Consider the following 22,231-nt stretch of genomic DNA (forward strand, 5'->3'; position numbering starts at 1 on the left):
CATGCGCCTTCTCACGTACTGGATCGCTGATCAGGCACCCGAGGACCTGCGGTGGATTGACGCGGTCGGTCGCCGGGATCCGAGCGACCGGAGTCATCGTCTCTTCGAGCCACCGTGGGACGGATGATGGCATGCTACTTGGGGCCGCACGCTCCCAAGGATGCTCGACCGCGGCCCCAGCCTTCGCAGAGCGGTCCTCCTCGGGAAACAACCGATGATCTCGATGCCAACCATCCCTCTTTTGTGCCAACAAGGCTCAGTCGCAGGGGGCTAGCGCCGTACCCGGGGCATTCCCAGGCCGATCCAGGAGATGATCTCGCGCTGGATCTCGTTGTTGCCGCCGCCGAAGGTGAAGATGACCGCCGAGCGGTAGCCGCGTTCCAGTTCACCGTGGAGGACGGCGCTCGCCGAGCCCTCCTTCAGCGGGGCGGCCGCGGCGACGATCTCCATGAGCCAGGCGTAGGCGTCCCGGCGGGCCTCGGAGCCGTAGACCTTGACCGCGGAGGCGTCCTGCGGGGTGAGGGTGCCGTCCTGGACGGCCGAGACCATCTGCCAGTTGAGGAGCTTGAGCGCGTCGAGCCGGGTGTGCGTGCGGGCGAGCAGCCGGCGCACCCAGGGCAGGTCGATGACCCGCCGGCCGTCGGCGGGTTTGGTCTCCATCGCCCAGCGCTGCACGTCGTGCAGGGCGCGGATCGCCATGGTGCCGTGGGCGGCGAGGGTGACGCGTTCGTGGTTGAGCTGGTTGGTGATCAGCCGCCAGCCCTCGTTCTCGGCGCCGACGCGGCGGGAGAGGGGAACGCGGACGTTCTCGTAGTGGCTGGCGGTGGTGTCGTGGGAGGCGAGGGTGCGGATGAGGGTGCAGGAGTAGCCGGGGTCCGAGGTCGGCACCAGCAGCAGGGTGATGCCCTTGTGCGGCGGGGCCGCGGGGTCCGTGCGCACGGCCAGCCACACCCAGTCCGCGGTGTCGCCGTTGGTGGTCCAGATCTTCTGGCCGTTGACGAGGTAGGTGTCGCCGTCGCGTACGGCGCGGGTCCTGAGCGAGGCGAGGTCGGTGCCGGCGCCGGGTTCGCTGTAGCCGATCGCGAAGTCGATCTCGCCGGAGAGGATGCGGGGCAGGAAGTACGCCTTCTGTTCGTCGGTGCCGTAGCGCATGATCGTCGGCCCGACCGTGTTCAGCGCCATCAGCGGCAGGGGCACGCCGGCCTGTGCGGCCTCGTCGAAGAAGATGAACTGCTCCATCGCCGTCATCCCGCGCCCGCCGTACTCCTCGGGCCAGCCGACACCGAGCCAGCCGTCCGTGCCGAGGCGGCGGACGGTGTCGCGGTAGAACCGCTTCTGCGCGGCCGGGTCGGCGTACCGGGCGTAGGCGTTGTCCGGAACCAGTTCGGCGAAGTAGGCGCGCAGCTCGGTGCGCAGCCGCTGCTGCTCGGGCGTGTGGTCGAGGTGCACGGCGCCTCCAGGCTCCCCAAGGGCGGTCCTGACGGCGCACACCGTAGAACGTGTTTCAGGAATTGTGAATGCCGGGGCCCGGGCGGATTCGGGCAGGGGCCCTCACTTGAGCGTCTCCAGGAAGTCGGCGCAGGCGGCGGCGCAGGCCCGGCAGGTGTCCGCGGCGGATTCGGCGCCGGGGTGCTCGTCGAAGGCGCGGGCGCACTCCAGGCACACCGAGCGGCACCAGTCGACCCGGACCCGGATCGCCTCCTCGTCCTGCCGGCCCTCCTCGCACAGCACCCGGCAGGTCGCGTCGCACACCTCGGCGCACATGATGCCCAGTCGGCGCACCCGCTCCTGCCGCTCGGTGCCGTCCGGGTCGACGAGGCTCGCGCGGACGGCGCAGGCCCGGGCGCACTCCGTGCACGCCTGGGCGCAGGTGAAGCGGTCCTCCAGGAACCGGTAGAGCTGCTGCTGCGAAGTCGGGGTTGTCACACCGTGCGGGTAGCCGGGGCGGACGGCGGCAAACACCGTGAAACGGCCACTCGCGCCTCACGCAGTAACCCATAGTGTCCGGATTCGTCCGGTTCTAGAGGGGTATTCCTGTTCTATGAACACCGCATCGATGCAGCTGGCCGCGGCGAGCGGTCTGATGAGCCTCTTCCTGTTCATCGTGGCCGTGGGCCTGCTCGCGCTGCTCGCGGGCGGCTTCTGGATGACCTCCCGCGTCAGGTCCAACGAGTCCCCGCGCCCACGCCCCGATGAGCAGCCGAAGCTGCCGCCGGAGGGTCCGGTGCACGAGATCCGGCAGAACAGGGAGTCCGCGGAGGTCCCCCGGACCGCCAAGGGCGACCGCCCGATGACCCCCTACGAGCTGAGCAACATGGACAGCAGGCCGAGCGAGTCGCAGGACCGTCCGCGCTGGAGCAAGGGTTCCAGCGGTTCCTTCGGCGGCGGCGGACTCGGCGCCCACTGACCGCCCCCACCCCACCACCTCCGGCAACCGGCCCGCGCCGGACCGCCGTACGCCCCGGGCCTAGGACGTCGTCCGGGTGGCGTCCAGGCGGCCGACGCGGGCCACGTTCTGCCGGTCCTCCGGATCCTGGCTGGGCTCGGCCCCGAACCAGGCGTCGAGGATCTCCTTGAGGACGGGTTCCGAGGTCAGCCTCAGACTGAGCGCGAGGACGTTGGCGTCGTTCCAGCGGCGCGCGCCGTCGGCCGTGACGGCGTCCGTGCACAGCGCGGCGCGCACGCCCGGGATCTTGTTGGCCGCGATGGACGCGCCGGTGCCGGTCCAGCAGCACACCACCGCCTGATCGGCGGCGCCGTCGGCCACCTCCCGGGCGGCGGCCGCGGAACAGGCCGCCCACTGCGCGTCGGCGCCGGGCCGCAGCGCTCCGTGCTCCCGGACGTCGTGACCGCGCCGGCGCAGCTCCGCGACCAGCTGCCGGGCCACGGGTTCGTCCATGTCGGAGGAGACGGAGATCCGCATACCCCGGAGGGTAGCGCCTGCCCGTCCTTCCCCGGACATGCCGAACGGCCCGCGGGGGGCCGTTCGGCCTTGCGGAGCGGGGCCGGTCAGGGGTGGTCGGGCTGCTGTGCCGGGGGCACCTCGCCGCCCTCTCCCCCGCCCTTGGCGCCCTTGTCCGTGCCGTGCGGGCGGGTGCCCGCGTCGCCGCCGCCCCGCTGGCGGGCCTTCAGCTCGCCGCTGTCCTGCGGGGTGGCGCCGCCCTTGTCACTGCGCCGCTGTTCGGGCTGCTGCGGATTGCTCATGCGCCGGACTCCCTCCGGTGGTGCGTGTTCCCGTGCCGGGCCCGGGTGCCCTGGGCGGCGCGGCTGACGCACACCGGGTGCGGACCGCTCGGGGGCGGGGCGGCCCAGCGTCCCGTGCAGGCTCAGGAGACAGGGCGGGCCAGCATCCCGTGCAGGTGTTCCAGCGCGTCGAGGAGCACCGTGCGGTGGTACCAGCTCAGCCAGGCCGAGGTGTCCGCGGCCAGCAGGGCGAGCGCCTCGGCCTGCGCGGCGGTCGGCCGGTGGCCGGCGTCGGGCCAGAGCACGGTGATCACGCCGGTGCACGTGCCGGCGGAGGAGAGCACCGGGACGCTCTGCACGGCGTGGGTGCCGTTGGCCAGCAGGGTGTGCCGGCAGTCGTCGGACAGGCGCGGGTCGGCGGAGACGTCGGGCACGCCCACCGGGCGGCCCCGGACGCGGGCCGCCGCGTCGGCAGTGCCGTCGCCCCGGCCGCGCACCAGGTGGTCCAGGAACGTTTCCGCACAGCCGTGGTGGGTCTCCAGCATCAGGGCGTGCACGGCCGGGTCCACGAACTGCACGTACCCGGCGGGTGCCTGGCCGACGGCCAGCGCCTCGCGCAGCACGGCTTCGGTCATCTGCCGCCGGTACCGGGGGTCCCAGCCGCCGCGGGCCAGGATCCGCAGCTGGGGCACCGGCAGGGGGCGGCGGCCGGGGAACCACACCTCGCCGTCCGGGGGCCGGGCCACCACCACGGCCGAGACCAGGACCCGCAGCGGCACGTTGAACCGCTGCGAGGCCTCGCGCAGCGCCCGGAAGGCGCTGCCGGAGTCCGGCAGGCCGTAGCGGACCATGAGCGTGCCCTGCGCCATGCCGATCACCGGGGCAGTGCGCACCCGGGCCCGCAGCGCGCGGACCTCCTTGTGCAGGTCGTCGTAGGAGGGGCGCAGCGGGTCCGCCATCGGGGAGTGCCAGGCGGGCAGTTCCTCCACCCGGGAGGCGGCGCGGGCCAGCTCGCGCAGCGCCTCGTCGAGGGTGGCGTACAGCCGGACGCCGTCGAGGCGGGCCAGGTGCACCGCCTCGCGGACCCCGGGCCGGGCGCGGACGATGATCAGGTCCGGGCGTCCGGTGCGGGCCCGGGTGGTCTCGCTGAGCGTGCGCAGCACGGCGGCGCCGCCCAGCTGGACGTGCGCCATGTCGAGCACGGGGCGCAGTCCGGCGCGGTCCGCCTGTTCCAGGTGACCGCGCAGTTCCTCCGACCAGGCCTCGGCGCCGTGGGCGTCGAGGCTTCCCGACATGCGCAGCAGCAGGGCGCCTTCGGCGGGCAGTCCCTCGACGACGGAGGACTCGATGACGAGGGGAGCCGTAGGGGCCGTGCGGCCGGAAGAAGGTTTCATCGCATCACCCAGACTGGACGTGCCGCAGTTGTCGCCAGGTCTTCTCCTGACCTTGGCACCACCTTGCACGGTGGGCACACGGCCCTCAACCGCACCGGGCCGGGAGCGGCGGCGGGGCGGCGGCCGGCTACCCCGGGCCGCCGGCCGGCCGACCGGCCGGCGGCGCGTCCAAGCCGTCCAGGCGGTCCAGCCCGGGCCGCCCGTTCAGGCCGTCCAGCGCGCCCGCCAGGGAGGCGTGCACCCGGATCCCCGGCAGACCGGCCGCGGTCAGGGCTTCCCGGACGTGCGGCCGGGGCTGTACGACGGGCAGTGCCCGGCCGGAGCGGGCCAGCGGCCCGGTCCCCCGGTCCAGGGAGCGCACCGCGTCGGCGCAGGCGAGGTACACCTCGCTCAGGTCCAGCAGGGGGTGCTCCCCGGCCTGGTCGGCGAGGACGACGTGCTCGGCGACGGCCTCGGAGAACCGCCGGGCGTTGGCCGCGTCGACCGTGCCCCGGGCCTTCAGGACGCTGATGCCGCCGATCCCGGCGCGGTGCTCGTGGACGGTCTGCAGGAGCAGCGGGGCCGGGCCGCCGGGGCGGACGCGGGCAGGTGACGGCTGACCGGTTTCCATGGGGGCACGCGCTTCCTGGGCGGGGAGGAAGGAGCTCGGCCGGCCGTTTCTTGACCGGAACCTCACTCTGCCCCCGCCCGGATCCCGGATGCAACGACGTCCCTGCGCGTGTCGCGGCGCCCTGCCGGTCACCTCCTGGTCACCTCCCGGTCACCCGACGTACCGCCGTGCGGGTGAGTCCCGGCGGGCCCGCTCCAGTGCGGCGAGCCGGTGCTCCAGCTCCGGCGGTACCGGGTCGCGCTGGCGCAGCACCCACGGCAGTCCGGCGGTGGCGCGGACGAACGCGCGGGCGGAGGCCGTGTCCCGGGGCACGGTCCGGACGAGGTGCCCGGTGCGGCGCAGCGCCGGCAGCAGCGGGCGGCGCAGCCAGGTGAACCACAGCGTGTTGCGCAGCCCGAGGACCCGGCGGGCCGTGGGATCGCGCAGCCGGGAGGCGTGGTGGTGGACGGTGAGTTCCTCGGCGTAGGCGAGCCACCAGCCCTGGCGCAGCAGGTCGCAGGCGAGCAGTTCCTCCTCGCCGCCGAGCCACAGGCCGGGGTGGAAGCCGCCGCCGGCGCGGAAGGCATCGGTGCGCAGCACGGTGGCGGCGGCGAGGAAGGAGCCGAGGGCGGGCCCGGGGAGCCAGTCGGGGCCGGACAGCGGGGACTCGCGCAGCTCGCGCACGACCGGGTCCTCGGTGCCCTCCGGTTCCACGACGATCCGGGCGGTGACGGCCGCGAGCCGGGGCCGGGCGTCCAGCAGGTCGGCGGCCCGGCGCAGGCTGCCGGGCTCCCACCAGGTGTCGTCGTCGCAGAAGGCGACGTAGGGCGTGCGCACCCGCTGGACGGCCAGGTTGCGGCCGACCGCCCCGAGGTTGCGGCCGGGGCGCAGCAGGGTCATCTCGGGGAAGCCGCGGGCCACGGCCTCGGCGGTGCCGTCGGTGGAGGCGTTGTCGGTGACGATCACGGGCGGGTGTTCGGGCAGCCGGCGCAGCAGGGCGAGGGTGCGCATGAGTTCGGCGCGGCGGTCGTGGGTGATCAGGACGACGGTCGTCCGGTCGTCGGGGCCGGTCCGGGTGCGGATCCCGGGGGTGGTCCCGGTCATCGGGCTTCCGCCGGGTGTGCGGACGCCTCCCGGTCGAGCAGGCGGGCGGCGTCCTCGACGTGCGGGGGCAGGGTCCGGCGGCAGGCGAGGGCGGCCGGGAACCGGGCGAGGCTCTCCCGGAGGGCGCGGCGAGCGCCGGGCCGGCCGGCCGCGGCGGCCAGTGCGAGGTCGGCGAAGGCGCGCAGGGCGACCGGCCAGGGGCGGCGCAGGCAGGTGGTGAGCACGTGGTTGCGCCGGACGAGGAAGGAGCGGCCGGTGCGTCCGTGGTTCTCGGGGAGGTGGCGGGCGCACAGGGAGGGTTCGTAGGCCACGCCCCAGCCGGCGGCGGCGAGGTCGTAGGCGAGCAGGGTCTCCTCGCCGCCGAAGAAGAGCAGCGGGTGGTAGCCGCCGGCGCTCAGGAAGGCTTCCCGTCGGACCACGCAGGCGCAGCCGAGGAAGCCGAGCACCGGGCGGCCGGGCAGGTCCGGTTCGGGCCGCAGCGGGGAGGCGGCGAGTACGGCGTTGAGGGGGTCCTCGGCGGCTTCCTCGCCGACCAGGGTGCGGGCGGCGAGCAGGCCGAGCCGGGGGTGCCGGTCGAGGAGGTCGGCGGCCCGGGCCAGGCTGCCGGGCTGCCACCAGGAGTCGTCGTCGCTGAAGGCGACGTAGCGGGTGCGCGCGTGCCGGACGGCCAGGTTGCGGCCGAGGGCGCCGGTGTTGGCGGCGGGCCGCAGCAGCCGGGTGATGGCCGGGTGGCCGGCCACGGCACGGCAGGTGGTGTCGTCGCGGGAGTTGTCGACCACGATGACCGGCGGCCGCTCGGGCAGCTCGGCCAGCGCGTCCAGGGTGCGCAGCAGGCTGGCGCTGCGGTCGCGGGTGATGACGGCGACGGTGACGCGGGGATCGCCCGGTGCGGTGGGGCGGCGGACGCGGCCGGGGGCGTGCTCAGTGGACATGCGCCGCCTCCGTTCCGCTCTGCTGCCGGCCGCGGACGTCCCGCAGCAGCGTCAGGCAGGCCGCGGCGACCTCGTCGGTGCGGATGCGCAGCAGGCGGGCGTCGGGGGTGCGGCCGTGCGGGTCGCCGGGCGGGCCGGGTTTCCACAGGGCGACGTGGTCGGGGCTCGGCGGCGGGCCCCACAGGCGGGGGGCGACCGGCCCGAACAGGGTGACGGAGCGGGTGCCGTGGGCCACCGCGAGATGGGCGAGGCCGGTGTCGCCGCTCAGGACCAGGGACGCCCCGGCGACCAGCGCGGACAGCTGCCCGAACGGCAGGCCGCCGGTCAGCACGTCGCCGCCGCGCCGGCCGCTGTGCTCGGCCACCGAGCGGACCAGGGCGTCCTCGCCGGGGCCGCCGGTGAGGACCACGCGGTGCCCGGCGGCATGCAGGCACCGTACGACGGCGGCGAACCGCTCCCCCGGCCAGCGGCGGGAGCCCGAGGCCGCGCCGGGGTGCACGACGACCGCGCCGGGGGCCGGGGACGGCGTGGCGGGCGGCGGCAGCCGCAGGTCCAGGGGGTCGGCGGGGATGCCGTAGGCGTGCAGGAAGGCGCACCAGCGGTCGCGTTCGTTGGCCTGCCCCTGCCAGGCCGGGCCGTCCGGGCAGGCGTGGGCGAGCAGCCGGCGCGGGTGCAGGGCGGCCAGCGCGTCGCGGCTCTCGGGACCGTTGCCGTGCAGGTCCATCGCCACGTCGGGGGGCGGCCCCCGCCAGTGGGTGAGGTCGGGTACCCCGCGGCCCGGTGCCTCGGCGGGGAACACCTCGTCCACCGCGCCCGTGGCCAGGGCGGGTTCGGTGAGGCCCGGCGGCTGGGCGAGGACGACCCGGTGGCCGGGGAAGGCCCGGCGGACACCGCGCAGCGCGGGCACGCCGGCCAGCAGGTCGCCGAGGCCCAGCGCGCGCAGGACCAGGACGCGCGGCGGGTGTCCGGGGTGCCGCGCGGCGGCGGTCACCCCGTGCGTCGTGCGGTCGCGTGCGGTCACCTCGTCCGTCCTCCGGTCGCAGCGGGGGTCAGGGCCGCGCGCCGGGCGAGGCCGGTGGTGGAGCGGCCGTCCAGGTAGGGCAGCAGCAGCACCTGGCCGCCCCAGCTCTCCACCAGGGGCTGTTCGGGCAGCGGGGTGCGGGCGTAGTCGCCGCCCTTGGCCCAGATGTGCGGGCGGAGTTCGCCGAGGATGCGTTCGGGGGTGTCCTCGTCGAACACGGCGACGGCGTCCACGCACTCCAGGGCGCGCAGCACCCGTACCCGGTCGGCGGCCGGGACGAGGGGGCGGCCGTCGCCTTTGCGGCGGCGTACCGAGTCGTCGGAGTTGATGCACACCACGAGGCAGTCGCCGGCCCGGCGGGCGGCCTGGAGCAGGGCGACGTGTCCGGCGTGCAGCAGGTCGAAGCAGCCGCCCGCGGCGACGACGGTGCCGCCGGCGGCGCGCACCCGGGCGGCGGTGCGCACGGCGTCGGCGGTGGTGTCGCCGTCGGCCTGTGGTTCCGCGGCGGTCTCCGGCTCGTCGGGGACGGCGACCGCGCGGGCGCCGCCCTCGGCGACGTACCGGGTGGCGGCGTGCACGGCGGCCTGTACGGCGGCCTCGGTGAGGTCGCCGTCGGCGAGCAGCCCGGCGGCGGCCGCGGCGAACCGGTCGCCGGCGCCGCAGGGGTCGCCGGTGGCGGCGGCCGGGGTCGGCACGAGCAGCGGGGTCTCGCCGTGCGAGAGCAGGGCGCCGCGTTCGCCGAGGGTCACGGCGACGGCCTGGGCCTCCCACGCCTCGACGAGGACGCGGGCGTCCCGGGCGGCGGTGCGCAGGCCGGCCGCCTCGCCGGCGTCGGTGTCGTCCAGCTGCCGGGCGAAGGCGCGGGCCTCCTGCGCGGAGGGGGTGGCGAGGCGGACTCCGGGGACGGGAGGCCGGCCGCGCACGTGCGGGTCCCAGACGACGGGTGCCGTCGCGTGCGTCAGGGCGTCCCGCAGGACGTCGGCGGTGCCGCGGCCGTAGTCGGCGACGAGGATGCCGCCGGCCGCCGCGACCGTGGACACCGCCTCCCGGGTGGCCTCGCGGGCGCGGCCCTCGCCGTCGTCGAGGCGGAGCAGCGGCCGGTCCCCGGCCAGTACCCGGGTCTTGCTGCTGAGGGTGCCCTCCAGCGGCACCTCGACCAGGCCGACCCGGCCGGCCAGCAGCTCCCGCAGGGTGTCGCTGGCGGCGTCGGAGCCGAGGGCGGTGACCAGGGTGACGGGGCGTCCGTCGGCGGCGGCGAGGCAGGCGGCGAGTGCGGCGCCGCCGGGGCGGGAACTGCGCCGGGTGCCGTGCACGACGGGTACGGGGGCGTCCGGGGCGAGCCGCTCGGCCCGGCCGCACAGGTCGTGGTCGAGCAGGGCGTCGCCCACGACGACCAGGGGCGTCCGCGCGGCGGTCATGTGTGTCCCTTCCTCGGGGCGACGGGTGCGCCGGGCGCGGTACGGCCGACCGTGCGGGCCCGGCCGACGAGCCGGCCGACGACACCCGGCTTGCCGTCGGCACCCGGCTTGCCGTCCGTGCCGTGCGCACCGTCCGGCTTGCCGGCCTCGCCGCGCTCGACGGCCTGGTCGAAGGCCTCGCAGAGCATGTGCACGGCGACCAGGTGGAGTTCCTGCACGGTGGCGGTGACGGGGGCGTCGACGCACAGTGCCTCGTCCGCGCCGAGCTGCAGCGGGTTGGGGGCCCGGCCGGTCAGCGCCCACACCGTCATGCCGAGCCGGTGCGCGCGGTCGGCGGCGGCCAGCAGGTTGGCGCTGGCGCCGCTGGTGGACAGCAGCAGGAGCACGTCTCCGGGGCGGCCGTGGGCGGCGGTCTGCCGGGCGAACACCTCCTGGACGCCGTAGTCGTTGGCGATCGCGGTGGTGGAGGAGGTGTCGGCGTGCAGGGCGACCGCGGAGAACGGCGGGCGGTCGTCCCGGTAGCGGCCGACGAGTTCGGCGGTGAGGTGCTGCGCCTGGGCGGCGCTGCCGCCGTTGCCAGCGACGAGCAGCCGGGCCCCGGAGCCCAGCCGCCGGGCGAGGCCGGTGCCCCAGCGCTCGATGAGCGGTGAGTGCTCGCGGAACGCCTCCAGGGCCTTGGCGAGGTCGTCGCAGTGGGTGGTGTCGGTGACGGTGTTCATCGGACGACTCCCGAGAGCGAGCGGATGGAGGACACGGCGCCGTACACCCCGGCCACGCCGTCGGCCACCCGGTCCCAGGTGTAGTGGCTGAGCACCCGGGAGCGGCCGGCGGCGCCGTACCGGGCGAGCCGGTCGGGGTCGGCGAGGAGGGTACGGACGACCGCGCCGAGGTCGTGGTCGTCGTCGGCCGGGACCAGGACGCCCGTGGTGCCGTCCACGACCGTGTCGAGCTGGCCGCCGACGGCGGTGGCCACGACCGGCGTGGCGCAGGCCATGGCCTCCAGCGGGACGATGCCGAAGGGCTCGTAGCGGGGCAGCGACAGCACCAGGTCGGCGCTGGACATCAGCCGGGGCATGCGGGCCCGGCCGACCCCGCCGAGCAGGGTGACCCGGTCCTGGACGCCGTACTCGCCGGCGATGCCGTACAGGCGTGCGGCCTCGGGTTCGGCGCCGAGCAGGTCGGCCTCGGGGCCGCCGGCGATGAGGAGTTCGGCGTCGGGGACGCCGGCCAGGGCGCGGATGGCGCGGTCGAAGCCCTTGCGGGGCACGAGCCGGCCGACGGCCAGCAGCCGCTTGCGGGCGCCGGGCGGGCGGGTGCGGGCGCCGGGCGTGAACTGGTCGGGGTCGACGCCGCAGGGGACGACGCTGATCCGGTCCTCGGGCAGCCCCATGGCCTTGAGTTCGGCCACCTCGTCGCTGCAGGTGGCGATGATGCGGGTGCACTCGTGGCCGATGGCCTCCTCGACGGCGAGGCGCTGCGGCGGGCTGGTGTCGGCGTCGCCCTGGTAGCGCTTCTTCACCGTGCCCAGCGCGTGGTAGGTCTGCACGACGGGGATGCCGAGGTCGCGGGCGCCGGCCAGGGCTGCCAGGCCCGACATCCAGAAGTGGGCGTGCACCACGTCGGGCGGGTTCTGGGCCCACTGCCGGGCCAGGAAGGCGCCGAACTCGGTCATGTGGGGCAGGAGTTCGTCCTTGGGGACGGGCGCGGGCGGTCCGGCGGGCACGTGCACCACCTGTACGCCGTCGATGAGGGTCATCCGGTCCGGCAGGCCCGCCGAGTCCCGCCGGGTGTACACCGTGACCCGGTATCCCTTTCTGGCGAGCTGCCGGGCGGTCTGCGCCACGTACACGTTCTGGCCGCCCGCGTCCGGTCCGCCGAGCGCGGCCAGCGGGCTGGCGTGCTCGGAGACCATGGCGACACGTCCGGCCGTGTGCGGAATGCGGCTCATCGGGTGACCTCCTTGATCAGGCGCTCCCAGTCGTCGAGGAAGCGCCGCTCTCCGTAGCGGGCCTGGGCCGCGGCCCGGGCCGCCGCGCCGGTGCGGCGGGCCCGCTCGGGTTCGGCGAGGAAGGTCCGTACGGCGTCCTCCAGGACGTCGAGGCGGTTGGAGACCACCCCGGCGCCGTCGGGTATCGCCTCCCGGACCTCCGTGGTGTCCAGGGCGACCACGGGCATGCCGAGGAACATGGCCTCCAGCAGGGACAGTCCGAGCGAGGTCCAGCGCACGGGGTGCAGGTAGACCCGGCAGCGGGCCATCTCCCGGTGCATTTCGTGCTGCGGCAGGTCCCGGGCGCGGCAGCGGCCGGGGGGCAGGCCGAGGTGCTCGGCGAGTCCTTCGGTGCGCATCCCGAAGACGTCCAGGGGGGCGGACCGGGCGAACCGGGGCAGCAGGTCGGTGCCGGTGGTACGGCCCCTGCGCACGGGCTCGTTGACCACGACGGCCGCGCGCCGCTCGGTGCCGGTGTAGAGCGGGCCGGGGTCGATGATGCCGTGTTCGACGACCTCGGCCGGGGCCTGGCCGTTGTCCCACATGAGCCGGTTGAAGTGGGTGACGTGCACGACGGGGATCCGGGACTGCCCGGCCAGCGGGTGGAGTTGCCGCTCGGGTGTCTCGTCGGGGCTGTTGTGCTCGACGTACACGGCGGGCACGTCCACGCCGGGCCGGCGGCCGGTCCAGCGCAGGGCCAGGCCGAGTTCGTGCGGGCGTTGCAGCACCATCAGGTCGATGTCGCAGTACCACAGCTGCTTCGGGGTGCGTTCCCGCACGGACTCGGGCCAGTCCCAGGTCACGGCCCGGCCGAGGCCGTCGGGTCCGCGGTCGCCGGTGACCGGGACCAGGTAGGTGTGGGGGCCCTGCACGAAGGCGGTGAGCCAGGATCCGTGGACGTGCCAGACGAGGATGTTCATGACTGCGGCTCCTGGATGAGCTTGTGCACCGCGCGCAGCACGTCCTGTCCGGTGACCTCGTCCAGGCAGGGGTGGCCGGGCACCGGGCAGGTGAGGGCCCGGGTGTCCGCGCACGGCGCCGACTGGTCGCCGAGCAGGATGACGGGGACGCCGTACGGTGCCCAGCGTCCGGCCGGTACGACGGGTGCGAACAGCGAGACGACCGGGGTGCCGACGGCGGCGGCGAGGTGGGCGGGGCCGGTGTTGGCGCTGATCACGACGTCGGCCATGCGCAGGACCCCGGCGAGGGTGCGGGGGGACGTCCGGCCGCCGAGGTCGACGGCCAGGCCGCCGCTGACCTGGCGGGTGAGGCCGGTCTCGGCGGGGCCGCCGGTGACGACCACGCGGTGTCCGGCGTCGGTGAGCAGCGTGACCGCCTCGGCGCAGCGGTGCGGGCTCCAGGCGCGGGCGGGGGCGCTGGCGCCGGGGTGCAGGACGACGTAGGGGCCGTTGCCGGTGAGGCCGCCGGTGTCCGGGGGTGGCAGCACGCGCAGCCGGCCGTCGTCCCCGGGCGGGGCCGGGAAGCCGAGGGCGGCGGCGGTGTCGAGGGCCGCCTCGGCCTCGTGCCGGCCCTCCTGCCGCCGGTGGCGTACGTCGAGCAGCCGGCCGGGGTGGTCGACGCTGTCGGCCCCGATCCGGCCGATGCCGGCGAGCCGGAGCAGCAGGGCGGTGGGCAGCGGGCTCTGGTGGAACGACGTGAGGACGAGCGCGGTGTCGTACGCCCCGGCGCGCAGCCGCCCCACCAGCCCGTCGATGTCGGCCGGGCTGACCGGAGGCGGGTCGAACCCCTCCCAGGGCGCCTCCCAGACCAGCACCTCGTCCACCCCGGGCAGCAGCCGGGCCGCGTCGGCACCCCGGGGACCGCAGAGCACTGTGACGTGCGAGGAGCCCGCGGCGACGGCACGCACGGCGGGCCCGGCGAGCAGCACGTCACCGAAGCTGTCGAGCCGGACGACGAGGGATCTCACGCCGGCCACCTCCCCGCGGGCCCGACGGCGTCCGGCACCGCGCGCCGGACCCGCTCGTGGGCGACCGGACCCGGGGAGGAGACGGCGTCCGGGGAGGAGACCGCCTCCAGGGCGACCGAGGAGGAGACCGCGTCCGGGGAGGGGGCGGGCGGGCGGCCGCGGGTCCCCGCGTCCGCCGGAGCCGGCCGCGGCCGGGCGGCCGCGGGCGGACCGGAGGCGTGCCGCCGCACCGGGATCCCCGCCTCGGCGAGGGCGGCGCGGACCGCGGTGAGGGGGTCGGGGGCGCTCTCCGTGGCGAAACGTTCCACCTCGGCGGGAGCGGTGGCCGCGTCGGGGACCAGGACGCCTCGGGCGCCGGCCGCGCGGGCGGCCAGCACGTCGGCCGCGATGTCGCCGATCACCAGGCACTCGGCGGGCGGCACGCCCAGCCGTCCGGCGGCCGCGAGGACGAGGCCGGGGCGGGGCTTGCGGCAGGCGCAGCCGGCGTCGGGGGCGTGCGGGCAGAACACCCAGGTGTCCAGGCCGCCCAGCAGTTCGTCGGCGCGCTCGTTGACGCGCAGCACCTGCTCGGTGGTGAGCAGCCCGCGGCCGATGCCGGACTGGTTGCTGACCACGCCGGTGGCCAGGCCGTGCGCCCGGGCCAGCGCGACGGCCGCCGCGGCGCCCGGCAGCAGCCGGACCCGGCCGGGGTCGCCGTTGTACGGCACGTCCACCACGAGGGTGCCGTCGCGGTCGAACAGTACGGCAGACAGTCTGCTCACCCGGCACCTCCGAGGGGCTCGGCGTGCCGGTGGCGGACGACTCCGCGCACCCAGTGCCGGACGGCCAGCGGCGGGATGAGCACGCTGGTGCCGAGCATCCCGGCGATCTCGCGGGTGGTGCGCGGGCCGGGCAGGATCCGGGCGAGCGCGAACTCGGCGGTGCCCAGCGTCCACAGGGCCGCGCAGACCCGCGCGGCCCGGCGCCGCCCGGTCAGGGCGCAGCCGGCGGCGGCGAGGGCCGCGCCGGTGACCACAGCGTGGCGGGGCAGCCGGCCGCGGGGCGCCTGCGCCCGGTCCCACCAGTCACGGCCGTGCAGCCGGTTCATCAGGGCGTCGTCGGCGTTGCCCCGCTGCGCGGGCAGCGAGGCCCACCAGTGGGCCGGCCGGACCGGGTGCCGGGTGACGCGTGCGCCCCGGACCAGGTCCCAGCCCGCCCGCTGCACCCGCAGGGCCAGGTCGGCGTCCTCGCGGAAGGCCCGCGGGAAGCGTTCGTCGAAACCGCCGGTCCGCTTGAGTGCCTCGGTGCGGTACGCCATGTCGGCGGTGGCCCAGGCGGCGTTCTCCAGGCCCTTGGTGGTGCGTTCCCAGTCGGTGGGCCGGCGGTCCAGGGGCAGGGGGACACGCAACTGCCCCTGGACGCCGCCGACCTCGGGGCCGGCCGCCCGCAGGTCGTCGGCGAGCCGCCGGGACCAGTCCGGCAGCACCTGAACGTCGTCGTCCAGGAACACCGTCCAGGGCGTACGGACGGTCTGCCAGCCGGCGTTGCGGGCGGCGGCCGGTCCTTTGCCGCCGGTGCGCAGGGTGCGCACCCGGTCGAGCAGCTGCCCGGCCGTTTCCAGGTTCAGACCGCCGTCGGTTCCGGGCCGGTCGTCCACGACGACCACCTCGTGCGGCGGATGGCCGTCGGCCGCGGCGAGCGCGCGCAGGCAGTCCGCGAGGCAGGGCCGGCCGATCGTCGGGACGACTACGGTGTAGGCGGGGGCGCCGGTCATGCGAACGCCTTCCCGCGGCGGATCGCGAACGGGCCGAGCACCAGCAGGTCCACGGGTGCCGAGCCGAAGCACTCCAGGGCGTCCCGGGGATCGTCGACCATGGGCCGCCCGGCGGTGTTCAGGCTGGTGTTGACCACCACCGGCAGCCCGGTGCGCCGTTCGAAGCCCTCGATCATCCGGGCCACCAGCGGCTCCTGGGCGCGGTCCACGGTCTGGATGCGGGCCGTGCCGTCGACGTGCACCACGGCCGGGATGCGGGCCTTCCAGCCTGCGGCCACCCCGTGCACGAACAGCATGTGCGGGCTGGGCAGCGGTCCGTCGAAGATCTCCCCCGCGCGTTCGGCGAGCACCATGGGCGCGACCGGCCGGAACTCCTCGCGCCCCTTGACCGCGTTGAGCCGCTCCAGGTTCTCCGCCTTGCCGGGGTGGGCGAGCAGCGACCGGTGGCCGAGCGCGCGCGGCCCGTACTCGCTGCGCCCCTGGAACCAGGCCACGATCCGGTCGGCGGCCAGCGCCTCGGCGGCCGTCTCGGCGATGTCGGCGGGCTCCTCGTACGGTACGGCCGCCCGGTCCAGCCAGGCGCGCAGTTCGGCGTCGCTCCAGCCGCGGCCCAGGGCGGCGGTCGGCATCGGCTCCAGGGTGTCCTTCTGACCGGCGACGTGCGCCGCCGCGCCCAGCGCCGTTCCGGCGTCGCCGGCGGCGGGCTGCACCCACACGTCGCTGAAGCCGCTCTCGCGCCACAGCCGGGTGTTGGCCACGCAGTTGAGGGCGACCCCGCCGGCCAGGGTGAGCGCGTCCTCGCCGGTGCGCTCGCGCAGCCACCGGGCCAGGCCGAGCATGGTCTCCTCCAGGCAGAGCTGGGCGCTGGCCGCGAGGTCGGCGTGGTCCCGGTCCCAGGCGCCGCCGGCCGGGCGGGGCGGGACCAGTTCGTCCCAGGGCACCGGGCGGGCCCGGAAGCCGCCGTCGTCGGTGGCGTGGACGTACTCGCGCAGCCGGCCGGCGAAGCGCGGGGTGCCGTAGGAGGCGAGCGCCATCACCTTGAACTCGTCGCTGCTGCGCAGGAATCCGAGGTGCTGGGTGAGGTCCTCGTAGAACAGGCCGAGGGAGTCGGGCAGCCGCTGGGTGCCGAGGACGGTCAGTTCCCGGCCGGTGTAGCGGCCGGCCAGATGCGAACCGCACTCGCCGCGGCCGTCCAGGACCAGGACGGCGCAGTCCGGGTACGGCGAGACGGCCCCGGCGGAAGCCGCGTGCGCCACGTGGTGCGGGACGAACCTCACCTTCGCCGGGTCCAGTCCGGGCAGGGCCTCGGCGAGGAACTCCGGCGCCTGCCGGGCGTACTGCTGGCGCAGGTGGTCCCAGGGGTCGTGCAGGCCCATCTCGTCGGCGGGGCGGGCCAGTGCGGGGTCGTACGAGTAGGCGACGGCGTCCAGGTCCGACGGGGTGAGGCCGGCCTGCTCCAGGCACCAGCGGGCCGACTGCTCGGGCAGCTCCCAGGCGGAGAAGGGAACGGGCCGCTTGCCGTGCTTGCGGCGCGAGAACCGCTCCTCCTCCGCCGCCGCCACGATCCGGCCGTCGGTGAGGAGGGCGGCGGCGGGGTCGTGGAAGAGTGCATTTATTCCGAGGACGTGCATGCGCTGTCTCCAGGGCCGGGGAGGGGCGGGGGTCAGGACTGCGGGGCCGGTTCCTCCGGGTGCGGGGCCGGTGGCGGGGGCTGGGCCGCGAAGTAGGCGATCGTCTGCTTCAGGCCCTCCTCCCAGGGGACCTGCGGCGACCAGCCGAGCAGTTCGCGCGCGAGGGTGGTGTCGGGGCGGCGCCGCCCGGGGTCGTCGACGGGCCGGTCTATGAACGCGATCGGGGACCGGGAGCCGGTCAGGGCGACCACCCGGCGGGCCAAGTCGGCCATGGTGATCTCGTCGCCGCCCCCGATGTTGACGGGCCGCACCGCCCTGCTCGCGGCGACCCGCAGGATGCCGTCGACGGTGTCGTCCACGTAGCACAGCGAGCGGGTCTGGCTGCCGTCGCCGGTCACCGTGAGCGGTTCGCCGGCGAGGGCCTGGCAGATGAAGGTGGGGACCGCGCGCCCGTCGTGCGTCCGCATCCGCGGGCCGTAGGTGTTGAACAGCCGCACTATCCCGGCGTCCGTGCCGTTGGTGCCGGCGTGCGCCGTCACCAGGGCTTCCGCGAACCGCTTGGACTCGTCGTACACGCTGCGCGGCCCGACCGGGTTCACGTTGCCCCAGTAGCCCTCGTGCTGCGGGTGCACCAGCGGGTCGCCGTACACCTCCGAGGTGGAGGCGAGCAGGAAACGGGCGCCGTCGCGTTCCGCGATCGCCAGGGCGTTGCGGGTGCCGAGGCTGCCCACGTCCAGGGTCTCCAGCGGCATGCGCAGGTAGTCGGCGGGCGAGGCCGGGCAGGCGAAGTGCAGGACCAGGTCGTACGGGCCCGGCAGCTGCTCGGGGCAGCGCGCCGCGGAGACGTCGCAGTGCACGTACCGGAAGCCGGGCCGGGCCTGGAACGGGGCGACGTTCTCGCGCCGCCCGCAGGCCAGGTTGTCGGCGCAGTCGACTTCGACGCCTGAATCCAGCAGGCGTTCGCACAGGTGGGAGCCGAGGAAGCCGGCGCCGCCGGTCACGAGGGCGCGCCGCCAGGAGAACGGTGTGTCACCAGTCATGGGGGCTCTTCCTTCGTCGTCCTTGGGTCCACGCGTCCGCTTCGTCCGTGTCTGGACCTGCGTCGTCCGCGCACCTCGGGGAGGAATCGACGCGGGGCGTCCGGCGCGTGCCGCGTCGCCGGGTCCGACGTCGTCGGCCCGTTGAAGAAGGGAGGACAGGGCTCGGGTCCCGTCGTCACGCGGGACCGCCCTGGTCGGCCGCCACTGGCTGGACGGCACTGGCAGCTGGGTTCCCCTGCCAGTTGGTTTCACACGTTGGATTCTTCATTGTCCGGAATCAGGGGTACTCGCGCGACTCAGCAGCCCCGATCACCACAGGGGAGACGCGAGCGGCTGCTGACCGGCCGGTTCAGCTTCCTGGAGGGTGCGGCCACCGCCGGGGACGTGCTCGCCCAGCGGCACTCGGCCGCGGCCTGACGCGGGCCTGCATCCGGTTCGGCACGGCGTGGAACCCGATTCCGGGGTTTCCGGCCAGGCCGACTGGCCATGGAGACGCTCGGCCCGCGGGCGTACGACACGCTGCTCTGCGTCCGCGGTCCGCCGCGCTGGCCCCAAGTGGCCTCCCTCCGTGCACGGTTCCGGTTTTTGAGACGACTCGCGGCCTGGGTGTCGGTGGTCGAAGGGCCGGCGGCGCCCGTAGGCCGGCGAGCGGATCACCGGCCGGCCAGGACTGCGCGCGGGTGCCGGCCGACATCCGGCCGGCCGCCGACGACTGGCCGGTGCCAGGGTCAGCGCCCGGGCCCGCACCCCGGGCCGGCCGGCGCTGGTGGCGGCGGACGCGGCGTGTCCGGGCATCCTGGACCACTGGTGGCGGTGGGCGCTCTCCGGAGCGGGCCGGACGGCCGCCGGACGCCACTCGATGCGCTGACCGGGCCCGGCGGACCGTGTAGCGCGCCGTGGCCGGGGCACTCGGCGCGGCGACGGCCGGCCGCTTTCGGGCCGCCGCGCGGACGCAGGAGGTAACGACCATGGGTCATGGCGGAAACGTCATCCAGGAGCTGACCACCGATCACCGCGAGGTCGAGGAGATCTTCGGCCGCATCGAGGCGCTGCCGCCCGGCTCCGCGGAACGCAAGACCCTCTGCGACCAGGCCACGATGGAGCTGGTCCGGCACTCCGTCGCCGAGGAGTCCTACCTGTACCCGGCGGTGCGCAAGCACGTGCCCAACGGGGGCGCCCTGGCCGACAAGGAGCTGGAGGACCACGCCAAGGCCGAGCAGCTCATGAAGGACCTGGAAGGCTGTGACGCGGACGATCCCCGCTTCGACACGCTCATGACCCAGCTGATGACCGAGATCCGGTCCCATGTGGCGGACGAGGAGCAGAACCTCTTCCCTCAGCTGGAGGCGGTCTGTCCCCCGGACGCGCTGATGGACCTCGGCGACAAGGTCCGCCGGGCGAAGAAGATGGCCCCCACCCGTCCGCACCCGGCGGCGCCGGACACTCCCCCGGCCAACAAGATGCTGGCGCCGGGAGCCGGTCTGGTCGACCGGTTGCGCGACGCGCTGTCGGGGCGGGGCAAGGAGAGCTGACAGGGTGCTCCCCCACGGGGGCCGGGCGCACGCCCGGCCCCCGTTCGGTGGCGCCGTCCAGTCGTCCGGTGCCGGCGTACGGCGGAGCGCCTCACAGCCACGGGGCGGGCCGGGTGCCGGAGCGGTGCCGGGGGTGGGTCGCCCGGCACAACAGCCGGAACGCCTGGAAGAGGGTGAGCGGCCACAGCAGCGCGAAGCACCACAGCAGCGCGGGTTCCGAGGTGCGGATGCCCATGACGGCGACGAACGCCGAAGCGGCCGCCAGCAGGAGCACCGACGCCGGCAGCCACATCCGGTCCCGGACGGCCCCCATGCGGCGCGCCAACCGCCGGTCCTGCCGGAGGTTCGCCTCGATCTGCAACAACGCGAGCCGCTCGCTCGGTGACAGCCGTACCTTGTCGTGCATGTCCCACATCTCCCAGTCGTCCACGGCAACGGCACCTCCTCCGCCGGCCGGCGGCCTCCGTCCCGCGGCACCGGGTTCCCCGCCCGGCCCGGCCGAAGCGGAGCCGTGGAACGGGGGCCGGGGGCAGGTACGTGCCGCTACACACCGTGAGCCCGCACGCGTACAGGTGTCCTTCCCAGCCGCAAGGCCGATACTTCCAAGTAGACGGGAACGGCCGGATACGAGGAGACACCCATGAGGATGCTGATCAACGTGCCGGAGACCGTGGTGGCGGACGCGCTGCGCGGCCTGGCGAACGCGCATCCCGAACTGAACGTGGACGTGGAGAACCGGGTGATCGTCCGCCGCGACGCCCCCGTGTCCGGGCAGGTCGCGCTGGTCTCGGGCGGCGGCTCGGGGCACGAGCCGCTGCACGGCGGGTTCGTCGGACCGGGCATGCTCTCCGCCGCCTGTCCCGGGGAGGTCTTCACCTCGCCGGTGCCCGACCAGATGGCGCGCGCCGCGGCCGCCGTGGACAGCGGGGCGGGCGTGGTGTTCATCGTCAAGAACTACACCGGTGACGTGCTGAACTTCGACATGGCGGCCGAACTGGCCGAGGACGAGGGCATCCAGGTCGCCAAGGTGCTCGTCAACGATGACGTCGCGGTCACCGACAGCCTGTACACGGCCGGCCGGCGCGGTACCGGCGCGACGCTGTTCGTGGAGAAGATCGCGGGCGCCGCAGCGGCCGAGGGGCAGCCGCTGGAGCGCGTGGAGGCCGTCGGCCGCCAGGTCAACGAGAACTCCCGCAGCTTCGGCGTGGCCCTGAGCGCCTGTACGACCCCGGCGAAGGGCAGCCCGACCTTCGATCTGCCGGACGGTGAGCTGGAGTTGGGCATCGGCATCCACGGCGAGCCGGGCCGCGAGCGGCGGCCGATGATGACGTCCGGCGAGATCGCCGACTTCGCGGTGAACGCCGTCCTGGAGGACATGCCGCCGCGCAGTCCCGTCCTGGTCCTGGTCAACGGCATGGGCGCCACCCCGCTGTTGGAGCTGTACGGCTTCAACGCCGAGGTGCAGCGGGTGCTCCGGGAGCGCGGTGTCCCCGTGGCCCGCACCCTCGTCGGCAACTACGTCACGTCCCTGGACATGGCGGGTGCCTCGGTGACGCTGTGCCAGGTGGACGAGGAGCTGCTGCGGTTGTGGGACGCGCCGGTGAACACCCCGGCGCTGCGCTGGGGAATGTGATACGGCGGAGCAGGCGGCCGTCGATCCGGCCGTACGGTCAACAGCCCTATGACGCGAGGAGTTCCAGTGCTCGACGCCGATTTCTTCCGCCGTTGGATGAGGGCGGTCGCCGCATCCGTCGACCGCGAGGCGGACCGGCTCACCGCCCTCGACTCGGCCATCGGGGACGCCGACCACGGCAGCAATCTGCAGCGCGGGTTCACGGCCGTGGCGGCTGCCCTGGAGAAGGAGGCGCCCGGTACCCCGGGGGCCGTCCTGACCCTGGCCGGGCGGCAGTTGATCTCGACGGTCGGGGGTGCCTCGGGTCCGCTGTACGGGACCCTGCTGCGCCGGACCGGCAAGGCGCTCGGGGATGCCGCCGAGGTCGGTGAGGAGCAGCTGGCCGCGGCGCTGCGGGAGGGCGTGGACGGGGTGATGAAGCTCGGCGGGGCGGCACCCGGCGACAAGACCATGATCGACGCGCTGGCGCCGGCCGTGGACGCGCTCGGCTCCGGGTTCGCCGCGGCGCGGGCCGCCGCCGAGGAGGGTGCGCTGGCCACCACGCCGTTGCAGGCCCGCAAGGGCCGTGCGAGCTATCTGGGTGAGCGCAGCATCGGCCACCAGGATCCGGGGGCGACCTCGTCGGCGCTGTTGATCGCCGCGCTGGCCGACACGGCGGAGGCGGGCGGTGAGTGAGGGGAATTCGGTCGGGATCGTGCTGGTGTCGCACAGCGCGGAGGTGGCCGCCTCGGTTGCCGCGCTGGCGAAGGGCCTGGCGGGCGGGGCCCTCTCGGTGCCGGTCGCCCCGGCCGGCGGCACCGAGGACGGCGGGCTCGGCACCAGCGCCGAGCTGATCTCCGCCGCGGCGGCCTCGGTGGACCGAGGGGCCGGGGTGGCGGTCCTCACCGACCTGGGCAGCGCGGTGCTCACGGTGAAGGCGCTGCTGGCCGAGGGCGACGAACTGCCGGACGGCGCACGTCTGGTGGACGCTCCGTTCCTTGAGGGCGCGGTGGCCGCCGTGGTCACCGCCGCGACGGGTGCCGACCTGGACGCGGTGGAGGCCGCGGCGGTGGAGGCGTACGGCTACCGGAAGGTGTGAGGGGTTCCC

Annotated in this window: 24 protein-coding genes; 5 read left to right on the plus strand and 19 right to left on the minus strand. The window is 75.4% G+C overall.

What is annotated here, in order from left to right; translation table 11 throughout:
- Positions 1 to 270: 270 nt before the first annotated feature.
- Both IG05_RS0105425 and IG05_RS0105430 read right to left on the minus strand, forming a co-directional pair.
- Positions 271 to 1,449: an acyl-CoA dehydrogenase family protein gene (locus IG05_RS0105425; RefSeq protein ID WP_030339655.1), complete on the minus strand. Its 1,179-nt coding sequence runs from the start codon at positions 1,447 to 1,449 to the stop codon at positions 271 to 273.
- A gap of 102 nt (positions 1,450 to 1,551) precedes the next feature.
- Positions 1,552 to 1,926: a ferredoxin gene (locus tag IG05_RS0105430; RefSeq protein ID WP_030339657.1), complete on the minus strand. Its 375-nt coding sequence runs from the start codon at positions 1,924 to 1,926 to the stop codon at positions 1,552 to 1,554.
- A 115-nt stretch (positions 1,927 to 2,041) separates the two neighbouring features.
- On the opposite strand from IG05_RS0105430, the gene IG05_RS0105435 reads away from it, so the two are divergent.
- Positions 2,042 to 2,407, plus strand: a complete 366-nt coding sequence (locus IG05_RS0105435; RefSeq protein ID WP_030339659.1) for a DUF6479 family protein — start codon at positions 2,042 to 2,044, stop codon at positions 2,405 to 2,407.
- A 60-nt stretch (positions 2,408 to 2,467) separates the two neighbouring features.
- On the opposite strand, the gene IG05_RS0105440 is transcribed toward IG05_RS0105435, so the two are convergent.
- The 16 genes from IG05_RS0105440 to IG05_RS0105515 all read right to left on the minus strand — a co-directional run bounded on the left by IG05_RS0105440 (position 2,468) and on the right by IG05_RS0105515 (position 17,979).
- Complete coding sequence (locus IG05_RS0105440) at positions 2,468 to 2,923, minus strand: RpiB/LacA/LacB family sugar-phosphate isomerase (protein ID WP_030339660.1); 456 nt, start codon at positions 2,921 to 2,923, stop codon at positions 2,468 to 2,470.
- Positions 2,924 to 3,009: 86 nt separating this feature from the next.
- A complete protein-coding gene (locus IG05_RS0105445) occupies positions 3,010 to 3,204 on the minus strand; it encodes a hypothetical protein (RefSeq protein WP_030339662.1) in 195 nt (64 codons plus the stop codon).
- A gap of 122 nt (positions 3,205 to 3,326) precedes the next feature.
- Positions 3,327 to 4,577, minus strand: a complete 1,251-nt coding sequence (locus IG05_RS0105450) for an ANTAR domain-containing protein (RefSeq protein WP_051789517.1) — start codon at positions 4,575 to 4,577, stop codon at positions 3,327 to 3,329.
- Between the two features lie 127 nt (positions 4,578 to 4,704).
- Positions 4,705 to 5,187: an STAS domain-containing protein gene (locus IG05_RS0105455; RefSeq protein WP_078893911.1), complete on the minus strand. Its 483-nt coding sequence runs from the start codon at positions 5,185 to 5,187 to the stop codon at positions 4,705 to 4,707.
- 150 nt (positions 5,188 to 5,337) lie between these two features.
- Positions 5,338 to 6,270 (minus strand): glycosyltransferase family 2 protein, encoded by a 933-nt coding sequence (locus IG05_RS0105460; protein ID WP_051789518.1) that lies wholly within the window; start codon positions 6,268 to 6,270, stop codon positions 5,338 to 5,340.
- Positions 6,267 to 7,202, minus strand: coding sequence for a glycosyltransferase family 2 protein (locus IG05_RS0105465; protein WP_030339670.1), 936 nt, complete (start codon positions 7,200 to 7,202; stop codon positions 6,267 to 6,269). Before IG05_RS0105465 ends, IG05_RS0105460 begins: the two co-directional genes overlap by 4 nt.
- The gene (locus tag IG05_RS0105470; RefSeq protein WP_420707561.1) at positions 7,192 to 8,223 is read right to left on the minus strand and encodes a glycosyltransferase family 9 protein; all 1,032 of its coding nucleotides are present in this window, start codon (positions 8,221 to 8,223) and stop codon (positions 7,192 to 7,194) included. Before IG05_RS0105470 ends, IG05_RS0105465 begins: the two co-directional genes overlap by 11 nt.
- Positions 8,220 to 9,641 (minus strand): PfkB family carbohydrate kinase, encoded by a 1,422-nt coding sequence (locus IG05_RS0105475; protein WP_030339672.1) that lies wholly within the window; start codon positions 9,639 to 9,641, stop codon positions 8,220 to 8,222. Before IG05_RS0105475 ends, IG05_RS0105470 begins: the two co-directional genes overlap by 4 nt.
- Positions 9,638 to 10,360, minus strand: a complete 723-nt coding sequence (locus IG05_RS0105480) for a D-sedoheptulose-7-phosphate isomerase (RefSeq protein ID WP_051789520.1) — start codon at positions 10,358 to 10,360, stop codon at positions 9,638 to 9,640. The genes IG05_RS0105475 and IG05_RS0105480 overlap by 4 nt, the downstream gene beginning before the upstream one ends.
- Entirely contained in the window at positions 10,357 to 11,589 is a 1,233-nt protein-coding gene (locus tag IG05_RS0105485; RefSeq protein WP_030339676.1) for a glycosyltransferase, read from the minus strand. The genes IG05_RS0105480 and IG05_RS0105485 overlap by 4 nt, the downstream gene beginning before the upstream one ends.
- Positions 11,586 to 12,548 carry a glycosyltransferase gene (locus tag IG05_RS0105490; RefSeq protein ID WP_030339678.1) on the minus strand — a complete coding sequence of 321 codons (963 nt, stop codon included), beginning with the start codon at positions 12,546 to 12,548 and terminating at the stop codon, positions 11,586 to 11,588. The genes IG05_RS0105485 and IG05_RS0105490 overlap by 4 nt, the downstream gene beginning before the upstream one ends.
- Entirely contained in the window at positions 12,545 to 13,555 is a 1,011-nt protein-coding gene (locus IG05_RS0105495) for a glycosyltransferase family 9 protein (protein WP_030339680.1), read from the minus strand. Before IG05_RS0105495 ends, IG05_RS0105490 begins: the two co-directional genes overlap by 4 nt.
- Positions 13,552 to 14,316, minus strand: coding sequence for an HAD-IIIA family hydrolase (locus tag IG05_RS0105500; RefSeq protein WP_078893913.1), 765 nt, complete (start codon positions 14,314 to 14,316; stop codon positions 13,552 to 13,554). Before IG05_RS0105500 ends, IG05_RS0105495 begins: the two co-directional genes overlap by 4 nt.
- Positions 14,313 to 15,308 carry a glycosyltransferase family 2 protein gene (locus IG05_RS0105505; protein ID WP_030339684.1) on the minus strand — a complete coding sequence of 332 codons (996 nt, stop codon included), beginning with the start codon at positions 15,306 to 15,308 and terminating at the stop codon, positions 14,313 to 14,315. The genes IG05_RS0105500 and IG05_RS0105505 overlap by 4 nt, the downstream gene beginning before the upstream one ends.
- Positions 15,305 to 16,939, minus strand: a complete 1,635-nt coding sequence (locus tag IG05_RS0105510; RefSeq protein ID WP_030339686.1) for a carbamoyltransferase — start codon at positions 16,937 to 16,939, stop codon at positions 15,305 to 15,307. The genes IG05_RS0105505 and IG05_RS0105510 overlap by 4 nt, the downstream gene beginning before the upstream one ends.
- Positions 16,940 to 16,971: 32 nt before the next feature.
- Positions 16,972 to 17,979, minus strand: a complete 1,008-nt coding sequence (locus IG05_RS0105515; protein WP_030339688.1) for an NAD-dependent epimerase/dehydratase family protein — start codon at positions 17,977 to 17,979, stop codon at positions 16,972 to 16,974.
- 968 nt (positions 17,980 to 18,947) lie between these two features.
- On the opposite strand from IG05_RS0105515, the gene IG05_RS0105520 reads away from it, so the two are divergent.
- A complete protein-coding gene (locus tag IG05_RS0105520; RefSeq protein ID WP_030339690.1) occupies positions 18,948 to 19,511 on the plus strand; it encodes a hemerythrin domain-containing protein in 564 nt (187 codons plus the stop codon).
- 91 nt (positions 19,512 to 19,602) lie between these two features.
- Here the strand turns inward: IG05_RS0105520 and IG05_RS0105525 are convergent, their stop codons facing one another.
- Positions 19,603 to 19,941 carry a DUF3040 domain-containing protein gene (locus IG05_RS0105525; protein ID WP_030339692.1) on the minus strand — a complete coding sequence of 113 codons (339 nt, stop codon included), beginning with the start codon at positions 19,939 to 19,941 and terminating at the stop codon, positions 19,603 to 19,605.
- 210 nt (positions 19,942 to 20,151) lie between these two features.
- On the opposite strand from IG05_RS0105525, the gene dhaK reads away from it, so the two are divergent.
- From dhaK to IG05_RS0105540, 3 genes are all read left to right on the plus strand, one after another.
- Positions 20,152 to 21,144, plus strand: coding sequence for a dihydroxyacetone kinase subunit DhaK (gene dhaK / locus IG05_RS0105530; protein ID WP_030339693.1), 993 nt, complete (start codon positions 20,152 to 20,154; stop codon positions 21,142 to 21,144).
- A 66-nt stretch (positions 21,145 to 21,210) separates the two neighbouring features.
- Entirely contained in the window at positions 21,211 to 21,819 is a 609-nt protein-coding gene (dhaL, locus tag IG05_RS0105535) for a dihydroxyacetone kinase subunit DhaL (RefSeq protein ID WP_030339695.1), read from the plus strand.
- Positions 21,812 to 22,222 carry a PTS-dependent dihydroxyacetone kinase phosphotransferase subunit DhaM gene (locus IG05_RS0105540; RefSeq protein WP_030339697.1) on the plus strand — a complete coding sequence of 137 codons (411 nt, stop codon included), beginning with the start codon at positions 21,812 to 21,814 and terminating at the stop codon, positions 22,220 to 22,222. The genes dhaL and IG05_RS0105540 overlap by 8 nt, the downstream gene beginning before the upstream one ends.
- The last annotated feature ends 9 nt before the right edge of the window (positions 22,223 to 22,231 follow it).

It is taken from the genome of Streptomyces sp. NRRL S-1022, from assembly GCF_000720135.1.
Taxonomy (GTDB): domain Bacteria; phylum Actinomycetota; class Actinomycetes; order Streptomycetales; family Streptomycetaceae; genus Streptomyces.